This is a genomic window from Clostridium cibarium (assembly GCF_014836335.1).
GTDB classification, from domain to species: Bacteria; Bacillota; Clostridia; order Clostridiales; family Clostridiaceae; genus Clostridium; species Clostridium cibarium.
Genome location: NZ_JACSRA010000012.1, coordinates 52,073 through 79,026 on the forward strand (window position 1 = coordinate 52,073; position 26,954 = coordinate 79,026).

The window sequence follows — 26,954 nt, forward strand, 5'->3', positions numbered from 1 at the left end:
AGGAGAGCAAATGAATTACTCGCCTTTTTATAATCTGAGCAAAGCTTTAACTAAAAATTAAACGAAAAGTCTTCTATATTTTTATCATTATTGTCTGATATGTTTTCTTCAATTAATTTAATATCTTTTAATAAAACTTTCGGTTCTTCAAGTACCCTTTCAATAATATTTTTGTAATTATTTAATAACTCTTCTATTGTATCTGCCTTAAATGAAGAGGAATCATAAACACATTCTATTGTTAGTCCATCACAATTCTCAGCTACAATTATTGTTAACTCATTTTTAGAGGCAGTTGCTTTTAATTCAAGTGTTTGTAACTTAGTACCATCAAGACAAATAGATGAAAAATCATCATATTGATAAGAGAAAATCACATCAAATATATTATTATCCTTCATTAAACCTTGTTTCATAAGTTCTTGTAACATAAATTCTATTTGATAATCTTGGTTTTCAAATACTTGCAACGAATTCAATTTCACTTCATTTAATAATTTTTCAAAAGATACTTCATCCTCTACTGTACATTTAATTGGTAATGTATTTACAAACATTCCAACTATATTGTTCAAATCTAAATTATTTCTTCCAGATACAGGTGTTCCAATTACTATATTTTTCTGTAAGGTATATTTATTTAGTAATATATTTAGAGTAGCAAGCATAAATATATACTTACTTAGTTGCTTTTCCTTTGAATATTCATCTATTTTTAGTAATGTATCTTTATGAATTTTAATGTCAAGACTTCTTCCTTCGAAAGAATATTTATCTTCATTTATATAATCTTTTGGCAAATCTAGTTTTTCAAGATCATCACTTAAATATTTAAGCCAAAATTCTTTTTGTTTCTTCATTTGTCCTGTTTTAATTAAATTATTTTGCCATTCCGAAAAATCTTTATATTGTAATTTTACTGGTTCTAATTTTTTACCTTCATATAGATTAATAAATTCTTCAATTATAATTTTCATAGAAACACCATCTGTTATAATGTGATGCATATCAATAAACAAGATACTATTATTTTTTAATTCTATTAAATCAACTCTAATTAAAGGTGCTTTATCTAAATAAAATGGAATAATATGTTTTTGTATTAATTCTGCTATTTCCTCTTGATTTTCTTCATCAATATCATCATATTTGAAATGTTGGATTTTGAAATTAATAGTTTCTTCAATTTCTTGGATAAATAATCCATTTAAAACGCTAAATTTCGTTCTTAGACTTTCATGTCTAGCTATTATTTCATTAAATACATTTTGAAGTTTATTTATATCTAGCTTTCCATTAAACAAATATGCTCCTGGGACATTATAATTTGTACTATCTACATTTAATTGATTTATTGCATACATCCTCTTTTGTGCTGAGGATAATTCATAATAATCTTTCTGTGGTGCAACTTCAATCTTTTTATCATAATAACTTTTCTCATCTAATCCTAATGTATCTATCTCTTTTACAGAAATCATTAAACTCTTCACATACGCTGCCATCTCTTCTACAGTTGCTTTTTCAAATATATCTTCTATCTTTATTTTCACGTTGAATGTATTTAATATCTTCAATAATACATTTGTTGCCTTTAATGAATGTCCTCCCAATTCGAAGAAGTTATCAGTTATTCCAGGTTTCTCTACTCCTAATACTTCACTCCAAATATCTACTAGTTTTTCTTCTATCTCATCTCTAGGTGGAATATATTTAGAGGTTACTTGAGAATGATTAGGAACAGGCAATAGTTTTCTATCTATTTTTCCGTTTCCAGTAATCGGCATACTGTCAAGTTCAATAATATATGTTGGTATCATATAACTTGGTAAAGTATTTTTTAGGAATTCTTTTATTTCAGCCTGAGTTACACTTCCGACTATATATCCACATAGATACTTGTCTTCATTTTTATCTAGCCTATCTATTACAACAGCTTCTTTAACTTTTTCATGTTTTAAAATTTCTCTCTCTATTTCTCCTAGTTCTATTCTAAAACCACGTATTTTTACCTGATAATCAATTCTTCCTAAAAACTCTATGTTACCATCTGGTAACCATCTTACTAAGTCTCCTGTTCTATAAATCTTTTCACTTTTTACATATGGATTTTCAACAAACTTTTCCCTTGTAAGATCTTCTCTATTAAGATATCCCCTTGCTAATCCATCTCCTCCAACACATAGTTCTCCTGGAACCCCTGGTGGCAATAATCTTAAGTTTTTATCCATTACATATGCTGTTGAATTTGATATAGGTTTACCTATTGGGATTGTAGTATTTTCAACCCATATGTCATGTTGGTTTAATAAGAAAGATGTTGAATATGTTGTATTTTCTGTTGGTCCGTACAAGTTGATAAATAATGTAGAGTTATTATGTTCTCTAAATTTATTGAATTGGTTAGTATCTAAAGCTTCTCCACCTACTAACAAATACTTAAGATTATCAAAAGTACTTACGTCAATATTGCATAATTGATGAAATAATGCTGTTGTCATAAACATTATTGAAATACTATTTTCTTTCAAATATTCTTTCAATCTTTTTTGATTTAAAATTAAATCTTTTTCTGCAACATATAGTGTTAATCCATTTATAAGGGATCCCCATATCTCAAAAGTTGAGGCATCAAAAGCAATTGAACCTGTTTGAAGTATTTTATCATTGTAATCTAGTTCCATATAATCTTGATTTCTAACTAATCTAATTATATTTTTATTGCCTACACATACGCCCTTAGGATTTCCAGTAGAACCTGAAGTATAAATGATATATGCTAAATCATCAGGTCCATTTGTATCCTCTAGATTTTCTTTTCCTTTATTGTCAAATTCCTTTGAACCTATCTCCATAATCCTTATATTTAAATTTTCTAAGTTAAGCTTATCAATTTGATGTCTTTTTGCTAGCATTATTTTGCTTCCGCTATCTTCAATCATGTACCTTATTCTTAGTTCTGGATATTCTTCATCAATAGGTAAATATGCACCTCCAGCTTTTATTATAGCTAGCATTGAAACAATAGTTTCCATACTTTTATCGCATATTACTGGGACAATGCTATTTTTCCCTACTCCCTTTTCTTTTAATGCATGTGCAACTTGATTTGACTTTTCATTAAGCTCTTTATAACTTATTTTTTGACCTCTTGATATAATAGCTATTTTGTCTGATGATTTTATTACCTGTTCTTCAAACAATTCTTTTATTGTTTTATTGCTTTCATATTCTCTCTTAGTATCGTTGAAATCAGTTAATATCATTTTCTTTTGATCTTCATCTAATATTTCTATAGTAGATATTAATTGAGTAACATTTTCAGAAATAAATTCAAATATAATCTTTAGCTGCTTAGTTATATTTGATATAACTTCATTTTCATATACACTTTCATTATACATAACTCTATATTTTAAATTTCCTTCTAGTATAAATGAAATATCCAAATCATAGCTTGTTTGTTCTCTTGTATGATATTCCTCGACTTTTATAGTAGATTTCTTATTTGACTTGTTACTTTCAGGATAATTTTCAAATACTGTAATATGTTGAATAAGATTTTGTCTTAGTTCGCTTTGGTCTTGAATATCTGATAAAGCTATATATTGATATTTATTACTCATATTAACTTCATTTTGTACTTGCTTTAACAAATCAGAAATTATTTCATTGTCTTTAGCATTTATTCTGATAGGGATAGTATTTAAAAATATACCTATTGATTCTTCTATTCCCTTAATCTCAGGAGGTCTTCCAGACATAACCATACCAAATACAACATCGTCGCTATTAGTATATTTCTGTAACAATAGCCCCCAAGCTGTTTGGCAAATTGTATTTAGAGTTACTCCATACTTATTAGATATTTCTTGTAATTTTCTTGTTGTATTAATATCTAGTTGTTCTATAAGTTCTCTATGGTTATATTCTTTATTTACTGCATTATCTTTTTTTGGTAACGAAGCAATTTGGTTATAGTCATTAAGATATTTTGCCCAATACTTAATGCCATCTTGTTTATCTTGCTTATATAACCATTTAATATATTCGCTATAGCTAGTGCTAATTTCATAATTTAATTTTTCACCATTTTCTAACCTTTCATAAGTGTCAAACAAATCATTTATTAACATTGCATTTGACCAGCCATCAACTATTATATGGTGGATAGATATTATTAACCTATAATATTTTTCACCTAATTTAGCGACATTAAGTTTAAACAATATATCTTTGTCCAAAGCAAATCCTTTTTCAAGCAACGCTTTTACATACTTCTTGCAAGCTTCTTCAGTATTAATTTCATGAGTAAGATCTTCATAATAAATTTCATTATCTCTATTGTCCAAAACAACTTGCGCCGAATGTCTGGAATTGCTGTATATTATGCTTCTTAGAATATCATGCCTGTGTAATAAATGCTCATATGAAGTTTTTAAAATCTCCAAATCTAATTCTCCATGTATATTAAATTCTAATTGTAGTACATATGCATTGCTAGACTCGTTCTTTAAATAGGTGTATAGCATACCTTCTTGCATTGGAGATAATTTATTAATCTTACTTACAATTGCTTTATTGTCTATATTTGATTTAACAAAGGATTTTAACTCATCAACTTCTTCTAATGTATAGTCATTTATTCCATAATCTGTTGGTGTATATTCTACCTCTTCTTTTTGAGAACAATGATCTACTACCTTTACTAAATTTTCTTTAAATATTCTAATAAACTTATCAACTACTTCTTCGGAATATTCTAATTTATTAAAATCTATACTTATAGTTAATTGATCATCTTGTATAAGTGAATTTATTTGAATACTACTAATAGCTTCAAATTCAGTACTTTCATCACGGCCTCCTCTTAAGTTAGTAAGTTTAAATATTGAATTATTTTTATCTTCATTAAATTGACCTAAATAGTTAAAACTTATTTCAGTTTTTATATCAAGTTTTTCAATATCTACAGCATCATTTTGTGTTAGATATCTTAGTATTCCATAGCCTATACCTTTATTAGGAATTTTTCTTAAAATCTCTTTATTTCTTTTTATATTTAAACCTATATCACTGTCACTAGTATCCAAAACTACTGGGTAGCAGCTTGTAAACCATCCAATTGTTCTGTTTATATCCACATTTTCAATTATATTTTCTCTTCCATGACCTTCTAACATTACCGCTACTTTATCATTTCCGCTCCACTTTTTAGTGACAATTCCTAATATTGACAATAAGATGTCGTTTATTTCTGTGTTATATGCCCTATTAGTATCCTTTAGTAGTTTATTTGTTATTTCTTTATTGAAAGTAAAAGTTTTTGATTGCATATCTTTAAACAACAAATTCTTAACCACATTATACTTTGGCATTTTTCCTAAAGGCTCTTGTGGGACAATATTATTCCAGTATTCTAACTCGGCTAGAATTTTTGGACTTTGTGCATATTCAACTTGCTTTTTAGCCCATTCCTTAAATGAAGTTGTTTTTGGAGGTAGTTTAATTTCTTGTCCATTTTGTAATGCACTATAGCCATTATAGAAATCTTCGAATAAAATTCTCCAAGACATTCCATCAATAACAAGATGATGTATTACAAAAAGCAAATAATCTCCTTTTTGTGTTTTAAATAACCCTAGTTTTACTAGTGGGCCACTTTCAGTGTTCATGGATTCCTGAATCTTTTGACCTTCTATTTCAATGGAAGCTTTAAAATCCGAAATTTCTCTTAAATCATATTTTGCAAAATCAAATAATTTCTCTTCAATTCCTCGATTATACATCTTAACTGTATCAGTATATTTTAAAACGCTCCTTAGTATATCGTGATGGCTTACAATAGCTTTCATTACTTTTTGAACTTTATCATCATCAAATCCCTCATAACTATGAATTATCATAGACTGATTAAAATGAGTATAGACATTCTTTTTAATACCTATAAACTTTTTCATAATAGGGGTCAATTCAATTTCTCCTTTTACCTCTCCTTGAGAAAACTCTAACATATCCTTTTTAACATGCTTAGATAATACTTCAATAGTTTTATACTCGAGTATATCTTTAATTTCAAGTATAATACCATATTTTCTGATTCTAGATACTATCTGCATAGATTTTATAGAATCTCCTCCAATATCGTAAAAATTATCTTTAACGCCTATTTTTTCTATACCTAGTACTTCACTCCAAGCATTTGCCAATTTTTCTTCTACATCATTTCTAGGTGCAACATATTCATTATCTAATTCCTTTGAAAGATCAGGTTTTGGTAAGGCTTTTCTATCAGTTTTTCCATTTGGTGTTAGTGGCATCTCCTTAAGTTGCATTATATATGATGGAATCATGTAGTTAGGAAGTTCTTTCCTTAAAAATTCCTTTATCTCTAATGAAGACATTTCTCTTAAGGCAACTATATATCCACATAGGTACTTATTTCCTTTACTATCTAATCTATCTATTACTACTGCATCTTTTATTTCATTATGTTTTAAAAGTTTAGCTTCTATTTCACCAAGCTCTATTCTAAATCCATTTATCTTAACTTGATTATCAACTCTTCCTATAAAATCTAGATTGCCATCTGGAAGCCATTTTACTAAATCTCCAGTTTTATATATTATTTCATCTCGTTTATATGGATTTTCAATGAACTTTTCTTTAGTAAGTTCACTTCTATTTAAATATCCTTTTGCAATTCCATCTCCACCTACATATAATTCTCCTGCTATTCCAATTGGTAACAACTTATTATTTAAGTCCATTACGTAAGCTGTTGAATTTTGAATAGGAGTACCTATAGGTATTTTGTGATCTTCTTCCCAATTTCCTATAATTCCATACATAGTAGATGCAACTGAATTTTCAGTTGGGCCATAACCGTTAATAATTTTCAAATCTTTATACATTTTTGTTAATTTAGATACTTGCTTGCTGGAAAGAACATCTCCTCCGACTAACAAAGCTTTTACGCCTTTGAATATCTCTGGACTATATTGATTGAATAAAGGAGTTGGTATAAGCATAAAGGTTATTTTATTTCTTGTTACATATTCTTGCAATGATTTTTCATCAATTGTCAGACTCTTATCTTCTAAATGAATCTCACCACCATTTAATAAAGTGATCCAAATTTGGAATACAGATGCATCAAAGGATAAAGATCCTGATTGCAATACTCTTTCAAGCTCTTTCTTATCCATGTACTCTGGATCTTTAACAAGATTAATTAATCCTCTATTTTTACAACATACACCTTTAGGATTTCCGGTAGATCCTGAAGTATAAATAACATAAGCTAGATCATCAGGTCCATTTAAGTCTTCTAAGTTTTCTTTACTTACATTTAAATCCTTATCATTTATTTTTAGTAATTCTATATTTAAATTTTCTAAATCTAATCGTGTATATTCACTTTCCTTTGCTAGCAATATCTTACTTTTACTATCTTCAAGCATATATCTTATCCTTGATTTTGGATATTCTTCATCGATTGGTAAATATGCTCCTCCTGATTTTATTGTAGCAACCATTAATACTATAGTTTGCAAACTTCTATCGCATATTATTGGGACAATAGTTCCCTTACCTACACCTTTTTCCTTTAACAAGCGTGCAATTTGATTTGCTTTTTCATTAAGCTCTCTATAGCTTATTTTCTCTCCTCTAGATACGATAGCAGTTTTATCTTGAGATTCTATTACCTGTTCTTCAAATACTTCTTTTACTGTTTTATCATTTTTATACTTTTTCTTTGTATTATTAAAATCAATTAAGATTCTTCTCTTTTCTATTTCATCTACTTTTTCTATATCCTTAACTGATGTTTCAACATTATTGATCATTATTTTAAATACTGAAATTAATTTATTAGTTAATTGTTCAATAAATTCATCATCATATATATTTTTGTTGTACATATATTGAATTTTTAATGTATCTTGTTTTTCAAATGATATATTTAAAGGATAATCAGTTTGTTCTCTTGACTTTAGTTCTTTTACAATTAAACTTTCCTCATAATTTTTGCTATTATCAATTGGATAATTTTCAAAAACCATTATGTTTTGTATTAATTGATCTCTTAAAGGTGTAATCTCTTGAATTTCTGATAAAGCAATATGCTCATATTTCTTTGTATTATTGTTATCTTGTTGTACTTTTTGTAAAAGATTTAGTATTGTTACACAGTCATCAGCTTTTATTCTTGCTGGAATAGTATTTATAAACATTCCAACCATCTTTTCTATATTAGTAACTTTTGCTGATCTTCCTGAGACAACAGTTCCAAACACAACATCATTACTTGAAGTATATTTTTGAAGTACCAATCCCCATGCAACTTGATATACTGTATTCAGTGTAACATCACACTTAACTGCAACTTTATCTAGTTTTTCACTAAGATTTTTATCTATAGAAAAGTTTAAAATTCCTTCTTTATAATTTCCTGTAGTATTCTTTTTAGCTGGAAGTATTGAAGTTTCATTATAATCATCAAGATATTCTTTCCAATAGTTAAGCCCTTCTTCTTTGTTTTGTTTAGATAGCCATGCTAAGTATTCCTCATATCTTAAGTTTTCTTTAGGAATTGATTCTCCCTTTTCTATTGCATTGTATATATTGAATAACTCGTTAATAATTATAGAATTGGACCATCCGTCTATGATTATATGATGAGCTGTTATTACTACCTTGTAATCTTTATCACCTGTTTTAACTACACTTACTTTAAATAATACATCCTTACTTAAATCGAAACCTTTGTTAATAATTTCTTTAGCATATTCTTGATAATCTTTTTCTACATTATCTTTTTCGCTAAAATCTTCATATATGATTTCTGTTTTTCTATTTTTAATAACTATTTGCGCTGGATGCTTCCAGTGATTAAAAATTACTGTTCTTAAAATGCTATATCTATTAAGTAATTCATTATAAGCCTTATTTAATATAGATAAATCCAATTTACCCTTTACTTCCAATTCCATTTGTAATACATATGCAGTTGTATTTTTATCATTTAAATACGTATATAACATTCCTTCTTGAATAGGAATAAGCTTATTGATACTTTCTATTATTGCATCTTCATCAACATTTTCTTTAATAAATGATCTAATCTCTTCTAAATCTTCTAATGTATAATCATTAATTCCATAATCTGTAGGTGTTAGCTCAACATCAAGCTTTTCACTACAATGACGTATTACAAGCTCTATTTTTTCTTTCAATATATCAATAAATTTAGTTGCTACCTCGTCAGTGTATTCTTTAGTGTTATATTCAATAATTACTTTTAATTGTCCATTTTGTACCATTGAATTTATCTGAATACTATCTGTTGCTTTAAATTCAGGACTTATTTCTGTACCACTTGATATATTTGAAAACTCAAATAATTCATTATTAACATCTTCATCAAATTGCCCTAAGTAATTAAAACTTATTTCTGTTTTTAGATTAAAGTTTTCTTTATTTTTATTGAAATCTTCTGTTAAATGTTTTAACATACCAAATCCTATACCTTTATTTGGTACCTTTTTCAAGATCTCTTTATTTCTTTTTATATTAGACGCCAAGTCATTGTCAGTTAAATCTAAAACTACTGGGAAACAGCTTGTAAACCATCCAATCGTTCTTGTAATATCTACATTTTCAATTATATTTTCTCTTCCATGGCCTTCTAATGTTACGGCTACTTTATTAATTCCACTCCACTCTTTAACAGCAATTCCTAATGAAGATAATAAAATATCATTTATTTCAGTATTATATGCTCTATTAGTTTCTCTTAATAATTTCTTTGTTGTATTTTTATCTAAAGTAATAGTCTTAGAATTCATATCTTTAAATAATATTTCATCTGTCACATTGTATTTTGGCATTTTTCCTAGTGGCTCTTTTGGTATAATACTATTCCAATACTCTAATTCTTTAAGGAATTTACTACTGTTTGCATATTCATATTGTTTCTTTGCCCAATCTTTAAAAGAAGTTGTTTTTAGAGGAAATTTTATTTCTCTTTCTTCTTCTAAGGCTCTATATGCATTGGAAAAATCCTCAAATAATATTCTCCAAGACATACCATCTATAACAAGGTGATGAATTACAAAAAGCAAATGATCTCCATTCTTTGTTTTAAATAATGCTAATTTTACTAAAGGCCCTTCTTCAACATCGATAGATCGTTGTAACTTTTCAGCCTCCATTTCTATTGCTTTTTCATATTCTAGATTTTTAGTAAAGTCAAATCTAACATAACCAAATAAGTTTTCAGTTAACCCATTATTGTACAGAGTGATTTTGTTATCATCATATTTTAATATCATTCTTAAGGCATCATGATGAGTTAAAATCCTATTCATAGCTTCTTTTATGTTGTTTTCATCAAAACCTTTTTTACTGTATATCATCATAGATTGATTAAAATGGTTAAATATCTTTTTAGAAGTTCTAGTAAAATCTTTTATAATAGGTGTTGGTATTATCTCTCCTTCTACCAAATCCTGTGATATATTAGTTTCAAACTTTTTAATGTAATTTGAAATAGTTTTTATAGTCTTGTATTTCAAGATATCCTTAACTTCTATCTTAATTTTATGTTTAGTAAGTCTTGATACAATTTGTATAGCCTTTATTGAATCTCCACCAATATCATAAAAATTATAATTTGTACCTACTTTATCTATTCCTAAAACCTCACCCCATATATCAGCCATTATTTGCTCTTGCTCATTTATTGGTTCTATATATTCATTAATATTTTGAGATAAATCAGGTTTAGGTAGCAAGCTTGTATCTATCTTCCCATTTGAAGTCATTGGCAATCCTTCAATTTGGATAATATAAGCTGGTATCATATAATCTGGTAAATTGAAACTTAAACTTTTCTTCATTTTTTCTGAGGAAATCTTTTCATTACTAGTAACATATGCACATAAGTATCCAACACCTCTATTATCTTTATTTTCAATGACTAAAGCTTCTTTTACTTTTTCATCTTTTAAAAGTTCAGCTTGAATTTCACCTAGTTCAATTCTAAAACCTCTTATTTTTACTTGATTATCTATTCTTCCTAGAAAGTCTATATTTCCGTCCTCTAACCACTTTGCAAGATCTCCAGTTTTATATAAGCTTTCACCTTCAACAAATGGGTTATCTATAAACTTATCTTTTGTAAGTTCTTTACGATCTAAATATCCTTTTGCAACTCCTACTCCACCTACTAATAGTTCTCCTGGCACTCCAATTGGGCATAACTTGCCACATTTATCAACAATATATGCTTTAGAGTCATTTATTGGCTTTCCTATTGGAATTGTTTTGTCTTTATCCCATGACTTTTCAATTACATATTCGGTTGAAATTATAGTGTTTTCAGTAGGTCCATAGGCATTTATTATTTTTATATCTGGATAAGTCGCAACTAAAATTGCAACTGCATTAGAAGAAAGAACATCACCACCAACTGTTAACTCTTTAATTCCGTTAAATACATTAACATTTTCAGAAACTACATTTGCAAATAAAGCTGATGGCATCTGCATAGAAGTTATTTTAAATGTTTTTACTACGTTTTCTAATGAATTTAAATCCATTATTTCTTCATTAGATGCAATATATAACTCTTTACCATTTAATAGCGTTTTCCAAATATCCAAAACTGATGGATCAAATGAAAGTGAAATAACTTGTAATATTCGATCTTCTCTACTAGGATTTATGCAATTTAACGATCTATTAATTAACCCTCTTTGACACAAACATACACCTTTTGGCTTTCCTGTTGATCCTGAGGTATATATTGTATACATAAGATCATCTAATTCATTTATACTTTCCAAATTTTCTATACTTTCTTTACATATTTCTTTATTGTCTGTAACTAATGTTTCTATATTATATTCATTAAAATCATCTTGAGATAATTGTTTTATGTTTCCTAGTAACATTTTGCATTTGCTATCTTCAATCATGTATTTCTTTCTTGATTGTGGATAATTATTATCTATTGGCAAATAAGCAGCCCCTGATTTTATTATTGCTATCATAGAAATAGCTGTTTCGATTGTTCTATCACAAAGAATTCCTATAATATTGTTTCTACCAATACCTTTCTTTCTTAATAAGTGAGCTATCTGGTTAGCCCTTTCATTTAATTCTTTATAAGTTATTGTTCCATCTTTACTTATTAGTGCAGGTTTATCTTTGAGTTTCTTTGCAGTTTCTTCAAACATCTCTTTAGCACCTTTAAGAATTAAAGTATTTGTCTTTGTATTATTAAAACCATTTAGAATAGTATCTCTTTCCTTTTCAGTTGCAACTTCTATTTCATTAAGATTTATATCTATATTTGATACTAGTTGATTTAATACATTTTTATAATTATCAATGAATCTTGTAATAGTCTCATATTTAAATAGTTTAGTCTTGTATTGAATCAACCCTTCATAGTTATCATTCATAATTACTGTCATATCAAGTTTTGCTATAGTATCTTTTCTTAAATATCTTTTTAATTTAATTGTTTTACTATCTTCATAGTTTAAATTAAAGTCTTGTACAGAAAACATTATGTCAAAAATAGGATTTCTATTAGCTTCTTGCTTTATATTTAACTTTTCAACTAAATTAGCAAAATCATAATCTTGATTTTCAAAAGCATCTAATATAGTATTTTTTACTTCATTAAGTGTTTCAATAAAAGTGCTGTTAGGATTAAGTTTATTTCTAATTGCAAGCGAATTTACAAACATTCCAACAATATTGTTTAAACTATCATTACTTCTTCCTGAAGAAGGAGTTCCTATAACTATATCATCTTGACCACTATATCTAGACAAAACCACCATAAATGCAGTAGCTAGCAACATATATCTTGTTGTGCCTGTTTTCTTTACAATGCTATCTAATTTTGTAGTTAAATCAGCACTTATATTAAAGAAAATAGTGTTTCCATTAAAATTTTGATAAGCTGGTCTACTATAATCTGTCGGCATATTTAGCACAGGGATATCCCCTTTAAACTTTTCAAGCCAGTATTTTTCTTGATTATCTAAATAACCATTTTTATATAAATTATTTTGCCAATGTGCGAAATCTTTATATTGAATTTCTAATTTATCTAGAGTTTTTCCTTCATATAGGTCTACAAGCTCTTTAATTATTATTTCGCTTGAAATACCATCAGTAACTATATGATGAATATCTAAAACTATAATATCTATATCATCAAGTTCAATAACAGATAATCTAATAAGAGGTGCCTTGCTTAAGTTAAAAGGATATATTAGATTGTCAATTTGCTTGTTAATATATTCTTCCATATTACTGAAGTTACCACTATACTTGAAATATTCTATTGGAACCTTAATATTTTTATTAATCTTTTGAACAATTTCTCCATCTACTACGTGAAAACTTGTTCTTAATGATTCATGTCTATTTATCAGCTGTTGTAATGCATTTTCAAACTTTTGCTTATCTATATTTCCATATACAGTATATATTTCTGGTTCATTATAATTTATGCTTTCTAGATCAATTTGATTTATAGCATACATTCTTTTTTGAACAAATGATGTTTCGTAAAACTCCTTTTCTGGGATGCATTTAATTCCATCATATTCTTCTAAAATCTCAGTTTCATCTTTAAAATTATGTTTTTCAATAAATTGTGATAACTTTTGTATTGTTGGATTTTCAAATATATCAGCAACCTTAATTTTTATCTTAAGATTTCTTCTTATTTTACTTACTATACTTATTGCCTTTAATGAATGCCCCCCTAATTCTAGGAAGTTGTCAGTTACTCCTATTTGAGATAATCCTAAAATCTCACTCCATATACTTTCAATTTTTATCTCTAATTCTGTTGATGGCTTTATATATTCTCTTTCTAACTGTGTGATATTAGGTTCAGGTAACTTTTTCCTATCTAACTTACCATTATCAGTAAGTGGCATTTTTGATAATTGTATTATATATGGTGGAACCATATATTCAATTAATGATTTATTTAGAAAATCTTTAAGTTCTTTAACGTCTATTGTTACATCAGAAACTATATATCCACATAGATATCTATTTCCACCATTGTCCAATCTATCTATAACTACAGTTTCTTTCATGTTTTTAAACTTTAATATTTCTTTTTCTATTTCACCTAATTCAATTCTAAAACCTCTAATCTTAACTTGATGGTCTATTCTTCCTAAGTATTCAATATTTCCATCTGAATTCCACTTTGCAAGATCACCTGTTTTATACATTTTTTCTCCAGGGACAAATGGATTCTCTATAAACTTTTCAGCAGTTAAAGTAGGGTTATTTAGATAACCTCTTGCTACTCCTACACCTGATATGTATAATTCTCCTTGAATTCCTATTGGTTGAAGTTTCTTTTCTTTATTTAAAACATATAGTTTAATATTATCAATAGGTTTTCCAATTGGAATGCTTTTTAGTTCTGTATCTTCTGAGCAATCAAAATATGATACATCAACGGTCGCTTCTGTTGGACCATATAAATTTGCTAGCTTTGCTCCAGTTTTTCTATATAACATTTTATTAAATCTATCAGCTTGTTCAACATGTAGTGCTTCACCGCTACAGAATACTTGCTTTATACTACTTAATTTATCGGCATAATTATCACTATTGAAATCTTCAATATAATCTAAAAATACATTTAGCATAGATGGAACAAAATGAAGAGTTGTTACTTTGTTTTTGCTTATAGCATTAATAATTCTATCTGGATCCTTTTCTCCATCAGGGTACAACATACAAACCTTTGCGCCCACAAAAGACCACCAAAATATCTCCCATACCGATACATCAAAAGTATATGGAGTTTTTTGAAGTATTACATCATCAGGAGAAATTGGATATTTGCTTTGCATCCAGCTTATTCTGTTTATAACTGAATGATGCTCTATCATAACCCCCTTTGGTTTTCCTGTAGAACCAGAAGTGTATATTACATATGCTAAGTTTTTAGATGTACTTAAAGGTACCAAATTTTCACAGTTTCCTTTATATAAATCATCACTTTCAACATTTAAAATAGTTAATATATCTTCTATTTCTGATAGTTTTTCTAAATATTTTTCTTGAGATAATAAAACAGTCATCTTACTATCCTTAGCCATATATTCAATTCTTTGGATAGGATAGTGAGTTGCTATTGGTAAATATGCTCCTCCTGCTTTTAATATACCCATAATTCCTACTATCATTTCTAGTGATCTATCTAGCATAATTCCTACTACGCTTTCTTCCTTAACACCTTTTTCTCTTAATACTCTTGCTAATTGATTGGATTTATCATTAAGCTCTTTGTAAGTTAATTGTCTATCTTCAAATATTACTGCAATATTATTTGGTGTTTTTATAACTTGTTCTTCAAATAATTTATAAATAGTTTTTTCGCTCATATAATCTTTTTTTGTGTCGTTAAACCTATTTAGAATTAGCTCTTTCTCATATTCAGAAATTATATCAATGTCACTTATTTTAATTTCATAATTATGTAATATTAACTTTAGAGTATTAATAAAATGTTCTTTAAATCTATCAATAGTCTCTTCTTCAAAAGCATTGCAGTTATATTTTAAACTACAACTATATGTATTAGTGTTTTCTACTATTTCTAAAAACATATTTCCTAAAAAGTTACAACCTGATTCATTTCTTTCCCCTGCTTTAAAATCTATTTCATTACCATCACCTATATAGTTGAAAAAAACTTCGGATAAAGTATCACCAGTTTTTTCAGGAGCAAGCGTGTCTAACAATTTAGTAAAATCAAAGTTCTTATGTTTTAAATCTTCTTTCAAATTTTTATTAACTTCCTTTAGAAAAGCACTAAAATATTTAGTGGAAGCTGGATAATTTCTGATTGGAATATGTTTATTGTCTATAATATTAGATTCTATATTTTCAGATGTTAGAATCTCTACAATAATATCTTCTTGCCCACTTTTTTTGGACAGTGCTATGTAAAATAAAGACAAGAAAAAATCAAATTTTTTTACTCCCATTTTTTCTGTAATACAATCAATTTTATTACTTAATTCTTCCTCCAAACTAAACTTTATAATTTTTTCTTGAAATTTATTGACAGATACTTTATAATCTGTTGGAATATTAGTTACTGGTATTTCGCCATTTAACCTATCTTGCCAATATTCAAGTTTACTATTTTTTTTTACACTCATTAATTTCTCCCCCTTTATTAAAACCCTTTTTTTACATGTATTATATTTTTTGAAATTAATGTATTACTCACTCAGAAATAGATAAAAATGGAATATAACTCGATTTTTTTTTGCTTTATATCAAATAAAGCAAAAAAATAAATTTAATATGTAATGCAATTAGGCTTATTATAAAATAAGTCTAATTGTAGTTATAACTATATCTAATAGTCCTAATGCAACTATAATTAAAAAAGCTTTCTGCTCTTTATTTCTATAGTATAATATTCCTCCTATCAAAAGAGCTATAAATCCACCTAAAAGATTGAGTGTAAGTAATTGCATAAATTTTCCTCCTAATTAAATTTTTTTTCAACTTTTTTTATTCTACTTAAAAGTGCTATAAATATTAAAATAACACTAATTAATGCATAAATAATTGGTGTTCCCATAGAAATAGATTCTTTAGTAAATCCAAGAAAATCAAAGACTGGAATCTTATTTAATGGGCCTAAATACCATAATGCCATATATATTAATTCAAATAAAATTGTATTTCCACTTACCATTCCTAAAAATACAGCAAGTGATGATATAAATGCTATTCCAACTAATAGAGCTAGAACATTTACAAAACCTACAGAAACTAAAATTTTTATTATCGTGCTTACTGAAATTAGTAATGTAAAAATTGCTACAGATATCCATAAAGCTACAAATTGATCTATTCTATAATGCTTGCAACTAAAAAGATATTGTTCAGTTCCATATTTATTGTCAAGTGTTCCTGCTTTTGACCAAACAAGTAAAGGTGCTATAAATGTTGCTGGAATAATAGAACTCATAGCAACATCATTAGGAACTGGTACAATATTAAGTATTAAAACTCCCTGTATAAGAAACCACCATGGAGATACACCTTTTAACATTAAGTTTAATTCTTCAATGATCATATCTAAAAAGCTAAATCGATCTTCAGTTATATCATTTGTTGCGTAATATGCTAAGCTTCTTGACTTGCTTCCACTATTCACTTCTAAGTCATTCTTAGTCTTTTTCTTTGACTTTCTAATTTTTATTGGTTTTCTTATACTAATCACTTTATCGATAAGATATTCTTTTTTGAATTTACTAGAAGCATATATAAATAGTACAACAGTCAGTAAAATCCACAGAAGTCTTGGTAATAATATAGCTGTGCTCCATTCAATTCCATCCCACTTAAAAGTATTAATTTCTGTTATTCCCACACCAGAACCTAATGTGAAGCCTCCATTAAAGTTTGGATAATTTTCTAAAATTCCATTTAACATGGAAGCAGATAATTTACCTATCCCAAACACATCTATATAACGACTAATTTGACTAAAAATATTTCTTACAAATTCAAGTGGAATAAGCTTTCCTATTGTTCCTAAAACAGAAAGAGCAACTATTCCGCACCATAAAAAGAAATATAAAATATTTCCTCCTGTCTTTTGCAGAGAAGGTGTAGAATCAAAAATTACCGATAAAACTCCAGTAATAAACATAGCAGGAATTGCTATAAATATAAATGGAGAAATAAGTTTCCACAAATCCAATTCAGTGGATTCTCCCCTGGTCAATTGAAGAAATATAGCTACTAGCATAAATATTCCTACCATTATAGCTAGATAAATAAAATTACTAAGTACTTTACCAAATAGATAATTTACATCTTTTACATCTGAAGCTGCAATAACCTGACCAACTTTTGTTTGTTTATCTCTGCTAATTGTATTTTTCGTAAGAAAGAAACCAATTAAAGTCATATATGTTACTACAATGAATGTAACTAGAAATCCAATCCAAGCAGAATTATATATCCCTCTATAGGCAACATTGTTTTCCATGCCAAATACCGTATTATAATAAGTGGCTTTAATATCTGGAACAGCTAAATATGAGAAATACATCATAAACGCTATAGCTATTAATGTACTTTTTTGCTTAATTCGCTGAAGAAAATCTGCTCTAGCTACTTCATATATTACTTGAAACCCTTTCATTATAAGGTACCTCCACTGCAATTAACTTGATACAAATATGCATCTTCAAGAGTAGGAAAAATATTTTTGCACTTTTCAAGAGGTTTATTCTTCGATAAAATCCTTACATGTACACCATCATTTCTTCGAATGGTATTACTTATTATATATTTACTTCTTATACTTACTAATTCATCTTCTCGAACCACGCAATCCCAAACCATATTTTCAATTTTGTCTAATAGCTCTTCTATAGTGCATTTTGATATTAAGCTTCCTTTATTCATTATTGCAATATTAGAAGCAGTAGCTTCTACATCAGAAACTATATGAGTTGAGAGGATTACAATTCTTTCTCCAGCTAGATCTGAAATTAAGTTTCTAAATTTCACTCTCTCCTCTGGATCTAATCCAACTGTAGGTTCATCTACTACTAATATTTTAGGGTTATTTAGTAATGCCTGCGCAATACCTATTCTTTGTCTCATTCCTCCAGAATAACTTCCAATACTCTTTTTAGCTGCTTCACTTAAATTGAGAGCTTCTATCAATTCTTTTATTCTTTTTGTTGCTATAGTCATATTAATACCTTTTACAGCAGCAATATATCTTAAAAAATCAACAGCATTTAAATTTGGGTATACACCAAAATCTTGTGGAAGGTATCCAATATTATTAGTTATAATCTGAGGATTTTTATGAATGTCTTCCCCGTTAAAAAGCACACATCCTTCCGTTGGCTTTGAAATAGTAGTTATAATCCTCATCAATGTAGATTTTCCAGCACCATTAGGCCCTAAAAGTCCTAGTACACCATTTTCTAACTCCAAATTAAAGTTTTTTAGTGCCCAAAAATCCTTTCCGTATTTTTTACTTAAGTTTTTTATAGTAAGTTTCATTTATTAAGTCCTCCTTATATAACTAGATAAAATCTTATGACTTCTAAAATAGAACTATTAACTTTCTAAATAATACTACACTCATCTTTAAATGTCAAATATTCAATAATATGGAATTTGTCTCTGTTTAAAATTTTACCTTGCTTAATTCCCATATATAATAGGTTAATAATTAAGCTTTGATAATTGCTTTCTTTTTGTTAAAAATTTTTTACTTAAAGTTAACTATTTAAAAATTATTAAATCCTTTTTTCATGTCATAAGTCACTGAAAAAATAACTATAAGAAATTTGTTAATCATATTTCTAGCAAATAGAAAAGAACGGACAAAACTTATCCGTTCTTTAAAAATTTATCTATTATTTTTATTAGAATACTTCTCAGCTAGCATTTTTACAGCATATTCTTAAGAATATTACCATACTGGAATATTACCATATTAGAATATTCTAATATAACCTTTATATATTATTGAACCTAATATCACTTAAACCATCTTAGTTTTCTTTTTCTTCCAAAAATAATTGCTGAAGCTGTACTAGCAAGTAGTAATAATACAGTAACAAATAAGTTTGTACCTGCAAAATCTCCTGTCTTTACTAAAGTTTTAGTGTTATTTCCTTCTTTTTGAACTTGCCCATTATCATTTGTTCCTTGGTTAGGTGAATTAACACTAGCTTTTCCGCTAACTGAAACTGAAGTTGCCTTTGCTTCTTTATTATCTGCTTGTCCATTGTTTACTTTTAAACTAATATTATCAGCATTTTGAGCTACAGATACAGTATATCCTTTAGGTAATCCTGTTGTTTCAACTGAAGAAAATGCCCCGCTTCCTCCATCTTTTTTGTAGGTTATTATAGTAGAACCATCAGCAGGGATATAATTATTTAAGAAGTTAAGCTTTAATGTCCCAGCGAAATTTGCTTTATCTCCAATCTTTAGAATATCTGTGTCACCGCTTATATTAAGCTCTAGTGTACTATTTGAGCCTTGAGAATAGGCATCTTTTATAAATACTGGACCAGATACATTTTCTGTCACTTTTCCACCATTATTTTTTAGATTTCCAGCACCAAAAGCAGTAGATGAATCAGCTTCAAGGTTTCCGTTATTCACTTCTGTTCCACCACTAAAAGTATTGTTACCTGATAATTTTAAGGTACCAGTTCCATTTTTAGTTAAACTTCCAACCCCTGATATATCGTTACGCCAGCTATCTAATGCATTAAAACCACCTTTTGAAGCATCCATATTTACTTCAACATGGTCAAGGAAAGAACCATATCCATCTGCAGCTCTAAAGAGGTTAAGTCTTCCCCATCCTTCAGCATCATCAAGTAATGGATAACCAGATTTAATACCTGTTGTATATAAAACAGCTCTACGCTGATTTGAGTCTAAGTATGGAAGTCTCGTTTCTAATAAAACTTCTGCTCCTTTTGGAACTTTCATCGGAGTAGTTGTTATACCTATTTGAGGAAAACCATATGTTAATCTATATGTATAATCTTGTTTATTTTTATTATAATCGCTAAATCTATCAACTGAGGTTCCGTTTTGTGTAAGAAGTTTTGTATGAGCATCATTATAGGCTGCGGTTTTTAAACTTTGGTTATCAGGATTATTTAAAGCAGCTGCAACAATTGCAGTAGCCATAACACGTCCTCCCATCACATCAAGAGGTGAATGCATTCCTGCAACTATTCTATCATTCCCAAGTTCAGAAGCACGTGTAATTATCTCTTGAAAGCGTTCTGGTGTTGAGTATGCGAGGCCTAGAGCTGCAATAGTTGCTGCATTTGTGTGTCCACTTGGAAATCCTCCATCCTTTTCAGGAGTACTGCTTTTTGCTGGTTCAAGTGTTGGAAGTACTTGTACACTATTACTCCAACGCCATGGACGTTTATATTGAAAGTAATTTTTAGCAGGGGTGGTTGAAGCTGAAGAATTTCTCATAGTATTTATTAAATTTACCATGTTTCCAAGGTTGGAATCAGTATCAGCCCAATTACCATTACTATTTCCTTTATCATCATATTTTTTTTGATTAGCATCTTGAGGAATTTCATCAGGTATTGTTGTTCCAGCATGTGATCCATTACGGAATGCATCAGTATATTTACCAAGTCCATCAACTATGCCATAGTTTTGATCTCTACGATCATCTAGATAAGCTTGATGGGCTTCCATATCAGTACGATTTTTTGTTATATCAATTGATTTTTGTATATTAGCATTATGAATTTCATTGTTAAGTATAGTTCCGTTATTCCATGCACTTCCTGGAGTCCAAAGTTTAAGATATTCTGAAAGTACTCCTATTGCAGGGTTGGTATTTGGAGTCATATTAGAAGTATTATTGTTTTTCCATGTATCTACGTAATATCCATAAGATCCTGGATTAGGATCAATATATGTACTAGCAGAAGTACTTTTAGCTATGCAGGTTTGTGAAACTGCTACAATTAAAACTAGTGGAATAATTTTATTTTTGTAATTCATTTAAATCTTATCCTTTCTGTTTAGCTTCTCACTTGCCATATTACATTAATAAATTGCAAACTTATATCATGAAAGGGTTAACTTAATGTTAAGAAAAAGTAATATTAATCAGTTTAGGAATATAATTCTTTTATTTATAAAATAAAAAAATCTCCAACACCAAAAGATGTTGGGGATTTTCTATAAAGATTTTTTATATTTTTTATAAGAATTAATAGCAAAAAAACAAATACAATTATAAACAATATGGAAAAATAATTTTTTTTAGTTAAATATAATATTCCAACAGCTAGAAATAGACTTGCTGTAAATAGATCGAATTTCCATAAGTTTTTAGCATATAATTTTTTACTATCATACTTGCCATACTTTTCTATTTCTTTAATCCTAGAATTGTATGCTAAGTAAGGCATAAAGTTAAAAGTAAATATAACAAAATCAATAAACAAAAGTCCAAACATAATAAAAAATATAGGTCTTATAAAATTTATTGAGGCCATTAATAAACATATTAATGGAACAGCTATTATTGAAGATATAATTGATCCCTTTTTTGTTATATTTCTTATATTTGAATACTTATCTATTTCCGATTCACAATCAGTATAGATAGGTTTAGTACCAGCTTTAGCTGAAAAGATATGCATTTGGTTTTCCATGGATAAAACAGGAGACCATCCTGCTTCTTTAAATAAAGTAAAATATTCTTCGTTAGCTTCACTTTGATAATCTAAGGTATAGCCTATTCTTTTAGGTTTATCTTTTTTTAACTTGTAGAAGAACCCTCCTGTTATGCCTTCAAGTATCCAACCTTCACTAGATCTGCTGATAAAAGTTTTTTTATGTTGTGTATAATGATGCAGGCGCAATTGTAACCATTCCTATTTATATATATGTCAAAGTTAGTTTTGCAAAAAATATCTATATTTCAAACTTTCTTAAATTCCTACTTGATTCAGTAGTTTTAAGCTCTGCAAGTTTTGTTACTCCAACATAAATATCTGATATTTTATACCATGTAGCATAATCAACTACACCTGTTTGAGGCAATGTAAATATTCTCTGAAATGTCTTTACCGCATCTGAAGTTTTTTCAGTATATTGTCCATCTTCAGCTTGCTTTGGAATTGCTGGATAATCTTTTGCTATTCTATTTAACTGCCCTTGAATTGTTTTAACTGCTGGGCTAGATATTCCAATAGTTAAATCTTCACCTGGATATGACATTGGACTTCCAGAAACTTTTTGTGCTGTAACTAATTCGATATTATTTCCATAGTAATGTGTCAATATACTATAAGGATCTAAACCTTGAACTCCTAACTGTTGACTGCCCCATTGACTTAACCATTCTGGACAAGTAACGCTCTTTCCGTCACAGTATTGTGAGAAAAGTGGTTGCTTCTTTCCGCTTCTTTTTATATAGGTAGAAAAAATCTCGTCTACAATTTGACTTATATTATCATATATGTTTCTGCCATAACTAAATGCCTGATCATAAGCTGTAGAATTTGTAATATCAAATTTTTTTCCTTTACCTCTATACCATTCAGTAAAAATTCTATTTAAAGTAAAAGATACGATGCAAAAAACATTTGCTTTTAGAGCTGAATCTGTCCAAGTTGAATATATTTCACATGAAGCTACATTTTTTATGTAGTCCTTAAATGGTACTTTATAGTTTTGTGCCGATGTATCATCGGGAACTCCTTGATGAACAGTAATATACTCTGGAACTACTGGTTGAGCTAATACAACTCCTGATGATGGAGGTGGTAATGGTTTATCAACTTGTTCTGGTATTTTAGGCGGGAAATTTCCGTATAATGTATTTGGTTGTACACTTATAACTTCTTGTCTCATATCTCCTCTTCCCGAACTAGGTTCCAAATTACATATTTGATATGCAACTCGTGTTGGTAATACCTGACACCCGTTTATTACTAGCGGCTTAAATCCATTTCTCTCAATAGTTATATCATATAAACTATAAGGCATCTTATCATTATATATATCCAAGGAATACTCTAATGGTGGAGTTGATAAATCTATCTCCTGCGTTAATCCAGCATCATCTGTAACTAGGTCAATAGTCCCTAAACTTTCACTTCCTTCTATGCCTTTGACAGTTATCTTAGCTCCATCAATTGGAATATAATCACTGCCCCTAAAGCATTGAATCTTTAATCTACCTGTTTTGTTCAGTAAATTTGTATTATTTGAATTCTCCATATATATCCTCTTTATAATTTTTAGTCAAATTATTATATTTATTTCGTTTAATATTTATTACTTGTTCTAAATTCATCGTAGGATAAGTTTCCTTTGACTAATTGTTCAGTAGTGTCATTGTCTATTTTGTTCTCTTCAATCAAATTTTTTATATTGAAAAATTCTTTTGTTCCTATTTTGCAATTTGCATACCTTTCAAGAAGCATAGGAATATATGAATTTGAATATTTTATATCTTCTATAATAGATTTTCTTTCTATAAATTCATCTGCAGTAATAATTCCAGAAGCATATTTTTCTTTAAGTATATCTATTAACCTTACTGTGAATTCGTTTGGAGTTGGTTTTCTTCTTAGCAACAAATATATTAATATACTAAAAATTATTAAAAATATTATTAAAACATAATGACCATAAAACCCCATCCCCATGTGATAACCATGCCTCATATCTCTACCTCCATTTAAGTTTCTCTAATTGAAAATGCAATAATTATTGTTGTTCCTTTTCTTAAATCACTTTCTATATAAAAGTTTCCCTTTAAGACTTTTATTAATCTCTTTGCTATTGAAAGTCCAAGCCCAGTGCCCTCAATTTGTGCATTTCTTGACTTATCAGCTTTAAAAAACTTTTCACCTAAATACTCGATTTCTTCTTTAGGTATGCCAACACCATTATCTTCAACCTTTATATATATTTTTTTGTTATCTGAATATGTTGTTACCTTTAAAATGCCTTTAGAATAAGAAAACTTTATAGCATTATCTAAAAATATAATTAGCAGCTGTTTTAATTTATCATAATCACTTAATAACTTTGGCAAATTACTTTCTAAATTTAATTGCAAATCTATATCTTTACTATAAATTAAAGTCCTAAGACTTCTTGCAGTATCATTTATAAGCATATTTACATCTAATTCATTATGGTCAATTTCTACTTTGCCTGATTCTAACCTACTTAAATTAAGCAGATCTTTAACCATTCTTTCAAGTCTATTTGTCTCTTTTATTAATGCTGTGCAAGTATCTACTACCTCGGTAGGTTTTGTCATACCATCTACAATAGACTCTAAGTTACCTTTAATAATGGTTAAAGGAGTTCTAAATTCATGAGAAACATTTGAGATAAAGTCTTTTCTCATTTGCTCTAGCTTCTCTTTTTCACTAATATCCTGGATAAGTATTACTCCTCCCATAATCTCATTTAAGCTATTCTTTATGAGAGATATAGAAAAGTCTAATATTTTATTTTCATGTTTTTTTACTAGTGACTTTTTTTCATTATTTTCTATAGCAAATTTAAATTCATTAATTACACCTAATTGTGATAATAAATTAATCATTTCCCCATCATCTTTCATTTTTTTGCTAAAGAGCAGACTATTTGCAGCTTCGTTTACATTTATAATATTAGAATTTTTATCTAAAGCTAAAAGCCCCTCACTCATACTGGTTATAATGTTACTTAATTTGTTTTTCTCCTCAAAAAGTTCACTTATTGTATACTTAAGCTTTAAAGATAATAAGTCAAATGAGCTTGATAATTCCCCTATTTCATCCTTTTGATATATGTTTGTTTTGATTCCATAGTGTCCTCTTGCAAGTTCTAAAGCTGACGAATTTATTTTCTTTATGGGATTAGAAATATTTCTTGAAAAATAATATCCTAATAGTCCTACAATAAATATTTCACCTAAGACAGTTAAAATTAAGCTTTTAAAAAATTTATCTATGGAATTTGATAAATCAGATACTGGCGAATTAAGAATTACACCTTTTATTAGGCTACTACTATCTTTTATAGGAACTGCTACTATCATCATTTCTTCATTATAGTAAGGGTTATATCCTTCATCATATGCATCTTTTCCATCCAGTACCTGCACATTAATGTCTCTATATAACTCCTTTATCTTAGAATCATTAATATAATTAATATCATTATTATCTGATGCAGTTAATAGACTACTATCATCTTTTAGTATCCAAACCTTTGCATTGTCAATATTTTTTATCAGATTCATAACTTTTATAAATTCATCATTATTTAAATCATTTCCGAGGTATGGCTCCATAGCTTTAGCTATTGCTATAGCGTGTTTTTTCATATTGTTTTTTTTAACTTCATAAATATTATTTTTAAATATATTTAATGCAATAATTCCTATAAAAAGCGTTGATACCATAACTATTGATAAAAAGCCAAGAGTTAGTTTAAAGGTAATATTTTTCTTAATCATCTTCCACCTCAAATTTATACCCTATTCCCCATACAGTCTTAATATCCCAAACATATTGATTATTTAAATTAAGCTTTGTTCTTATTCTTTTTATATGGGTATCTACAGTCCTAGGATCTCCAAAATAATCCACTCCCCATATATTATCAAGGAGCTCATCTCTTTTGATTATCTTGTTTGGAGAACCTGAAAGCATCCAAAGAACTTCAATTTCTTTCTTTGTAAGATTCATATTTACATCATCTACTTTTACTAAATAATTATTTATATCTAGTTCAAGTGAAGGATATTTAATTACTGATAATTGGCTATTTGATACTGGAGCAATTCTTCTTAGCACCGCTTTTATCCTTGCCACTACTTCTCCAGGGCTAAATGGTTTTGAAATATAGTCGTCAGCACCAGAATTTAATCCTAAAATTTTATCTGCCTCTTCACTTTTGGCAGTTATCATTATTATAGGAGTATTTGATTCTTTTCTAATTCTATTGCAAACTTCTATTCCATCTATATATGGCATCATAATATCTAGTAAAATTAGTTCAGGATTATAGTGCTTAAATTTTAATAATGCTTCTTCTCCATCTAAAGCAAAAATTACGTTAAAACCTTCTTTTTCTATATATGGTTTTAAAATTTTAATTATCTCCATATTGTCATCAGCAATAAGAATACTATTATTCATTTTTATCACCTCGTATCTCTTCCATATATGCCTAAATTATATCATTTCCTTTAATTAGAATTGTGTCCTAATTGTGTCCTTTTATTTCACAATTAAGACACTTATGCATATGTAAAATGATTTAATATTATGGCATAGACAATAAACACACAAATTTAATTTGAGGAGGAAATTAAA

The 26,954-nt window shown here is 28.2% G+C and carries 10 protein-coding genes; all 10 read right to left on the reverse strand.

Annotation, left to right across the window (positions count from 1 at the left end; genetic code table 11):
• Positions 1–50: 50 nt before the first annotated feature.
• Positions 51–16,229 carry a non-ribosomal peptide synthetase gene (locus H9661_RS09365; RefSeq protein ID WP_191768435.1) on the reverse strand — a complete coding sequence of 5,393 codons (16,179 nt, stop codon included), beginning with the start codon at positions 16,227–16,229 and terminating at the stop codon, positions 51–53.
• 168 nt (positions 16,230–16,397) lie between these two features.
• Entirely contained in the window at positions 16,398–16,553 is a 156-nt protein-coding gene (locus tag H9661_RS09370; protein WP_185966715.1) for a hypothetical protein, read from the reverse strand.
• An 11-nt stretch (positions 16,554–16,564) separates the two neighbouring features.
• Positions 16,565–18,238: a hypothetical protein gene (locus tag H9661_RS09375; RefSeq protein ID WP_143315167.1), complete on the reverse strand. Its 1,674-nt coding sequence runs from the start codon at positions 18,236–18,238 to the stop codon at positions 16,565–16,567.
• Positions 18,238–19,116 carry an ABC transporter ATP-binding protein gene (locus H9661_RS09380; protein ID WP_143315166.1) on the reverse strand — a complete coding sequence of 293 codons (879 nt, stop codon included), beginning with the start codon at positions 19,114–19,116 and terminating at the stop codon, positions 18,238–18,240. Before H9661_RS09380 ends, H9661_RS09375 begins: the two co-directional genes overlap by 1 nt.
• Positions 19,117–19,599: 483 nt before the next feature.
• Positions 19,600–21,618: an acid phosphatase gene (locus H9661_RS09385; protein ID WP_191768437.1), complete on the reverse strand. Its 2,019-nt coding sequence runs from the start codon at positions 21,616–21,618 to the stop codon at positions 19,600–19,602.
• A 134-nt stretch (positions 21,619–21,752) separates the two neighbouring features.
• Positions 21,753–22,487: a DUF2812 domain-containing protein gene (locus H9661_RS09390; RefSeq protein ID WP_243240376.1), complete on the reverse strand. Its 735-nt coding sequence runs from the start codon at positions 22,485–22,487 to the stop codon at positions 21,753–21,755.
• Between the two features lie 52 nt (positions 22,488–22,539).
• Complete coding sequence (locus H9661_RS09395) at positions 22,540–23,850, reverse strand: peptidoglycan-binding protein (protein WP_143315164.1); 1,311 nt, start codon at positions 23,848–23,850, stop codon at positions 22,540–22,542.
• Between the two features lie 47 nt (positions 23,851–23,897).
• Positions 23,898–24,299, reverse strand: coding sequence for an SHOCT domain-containing protein (locus H9661_RS09400; protein WP_191768439.1), 402 nt, complete (start codon positions 24,297–24,299; stop codon positions 23,898–23,900).
• Between the two features lie 14 nt (positions 24,300–24,313).
• Positions 24,314–26,092 (reverse strand): HAMP domain-containing sensor histidine kinase, encoded by a 1,779-nt coding sequence (locus H9661_RS09405; protein ID WP_191768441.1) that lies wholly within the window; start codon positions 26,090–26,092, stop codon positions 24,314–24,316.
• Positions 26,085–26,777, reverse strand: a complete 693-nt coding sequence (locus H9661_RS09410; RefSeq protein ID WP_191768443.1) for a response regulator transcription factor — start codon at positions 26,775–26,777, stop codon at positions 26,085–26,087. Before H9661_RS09410 ends, H9661_RS09405 begins: the two co-directional genes overlap by 8 nt.
• Between the last annotated feature and the right edge of the window lie 177 nt (positions 26,778–26,954).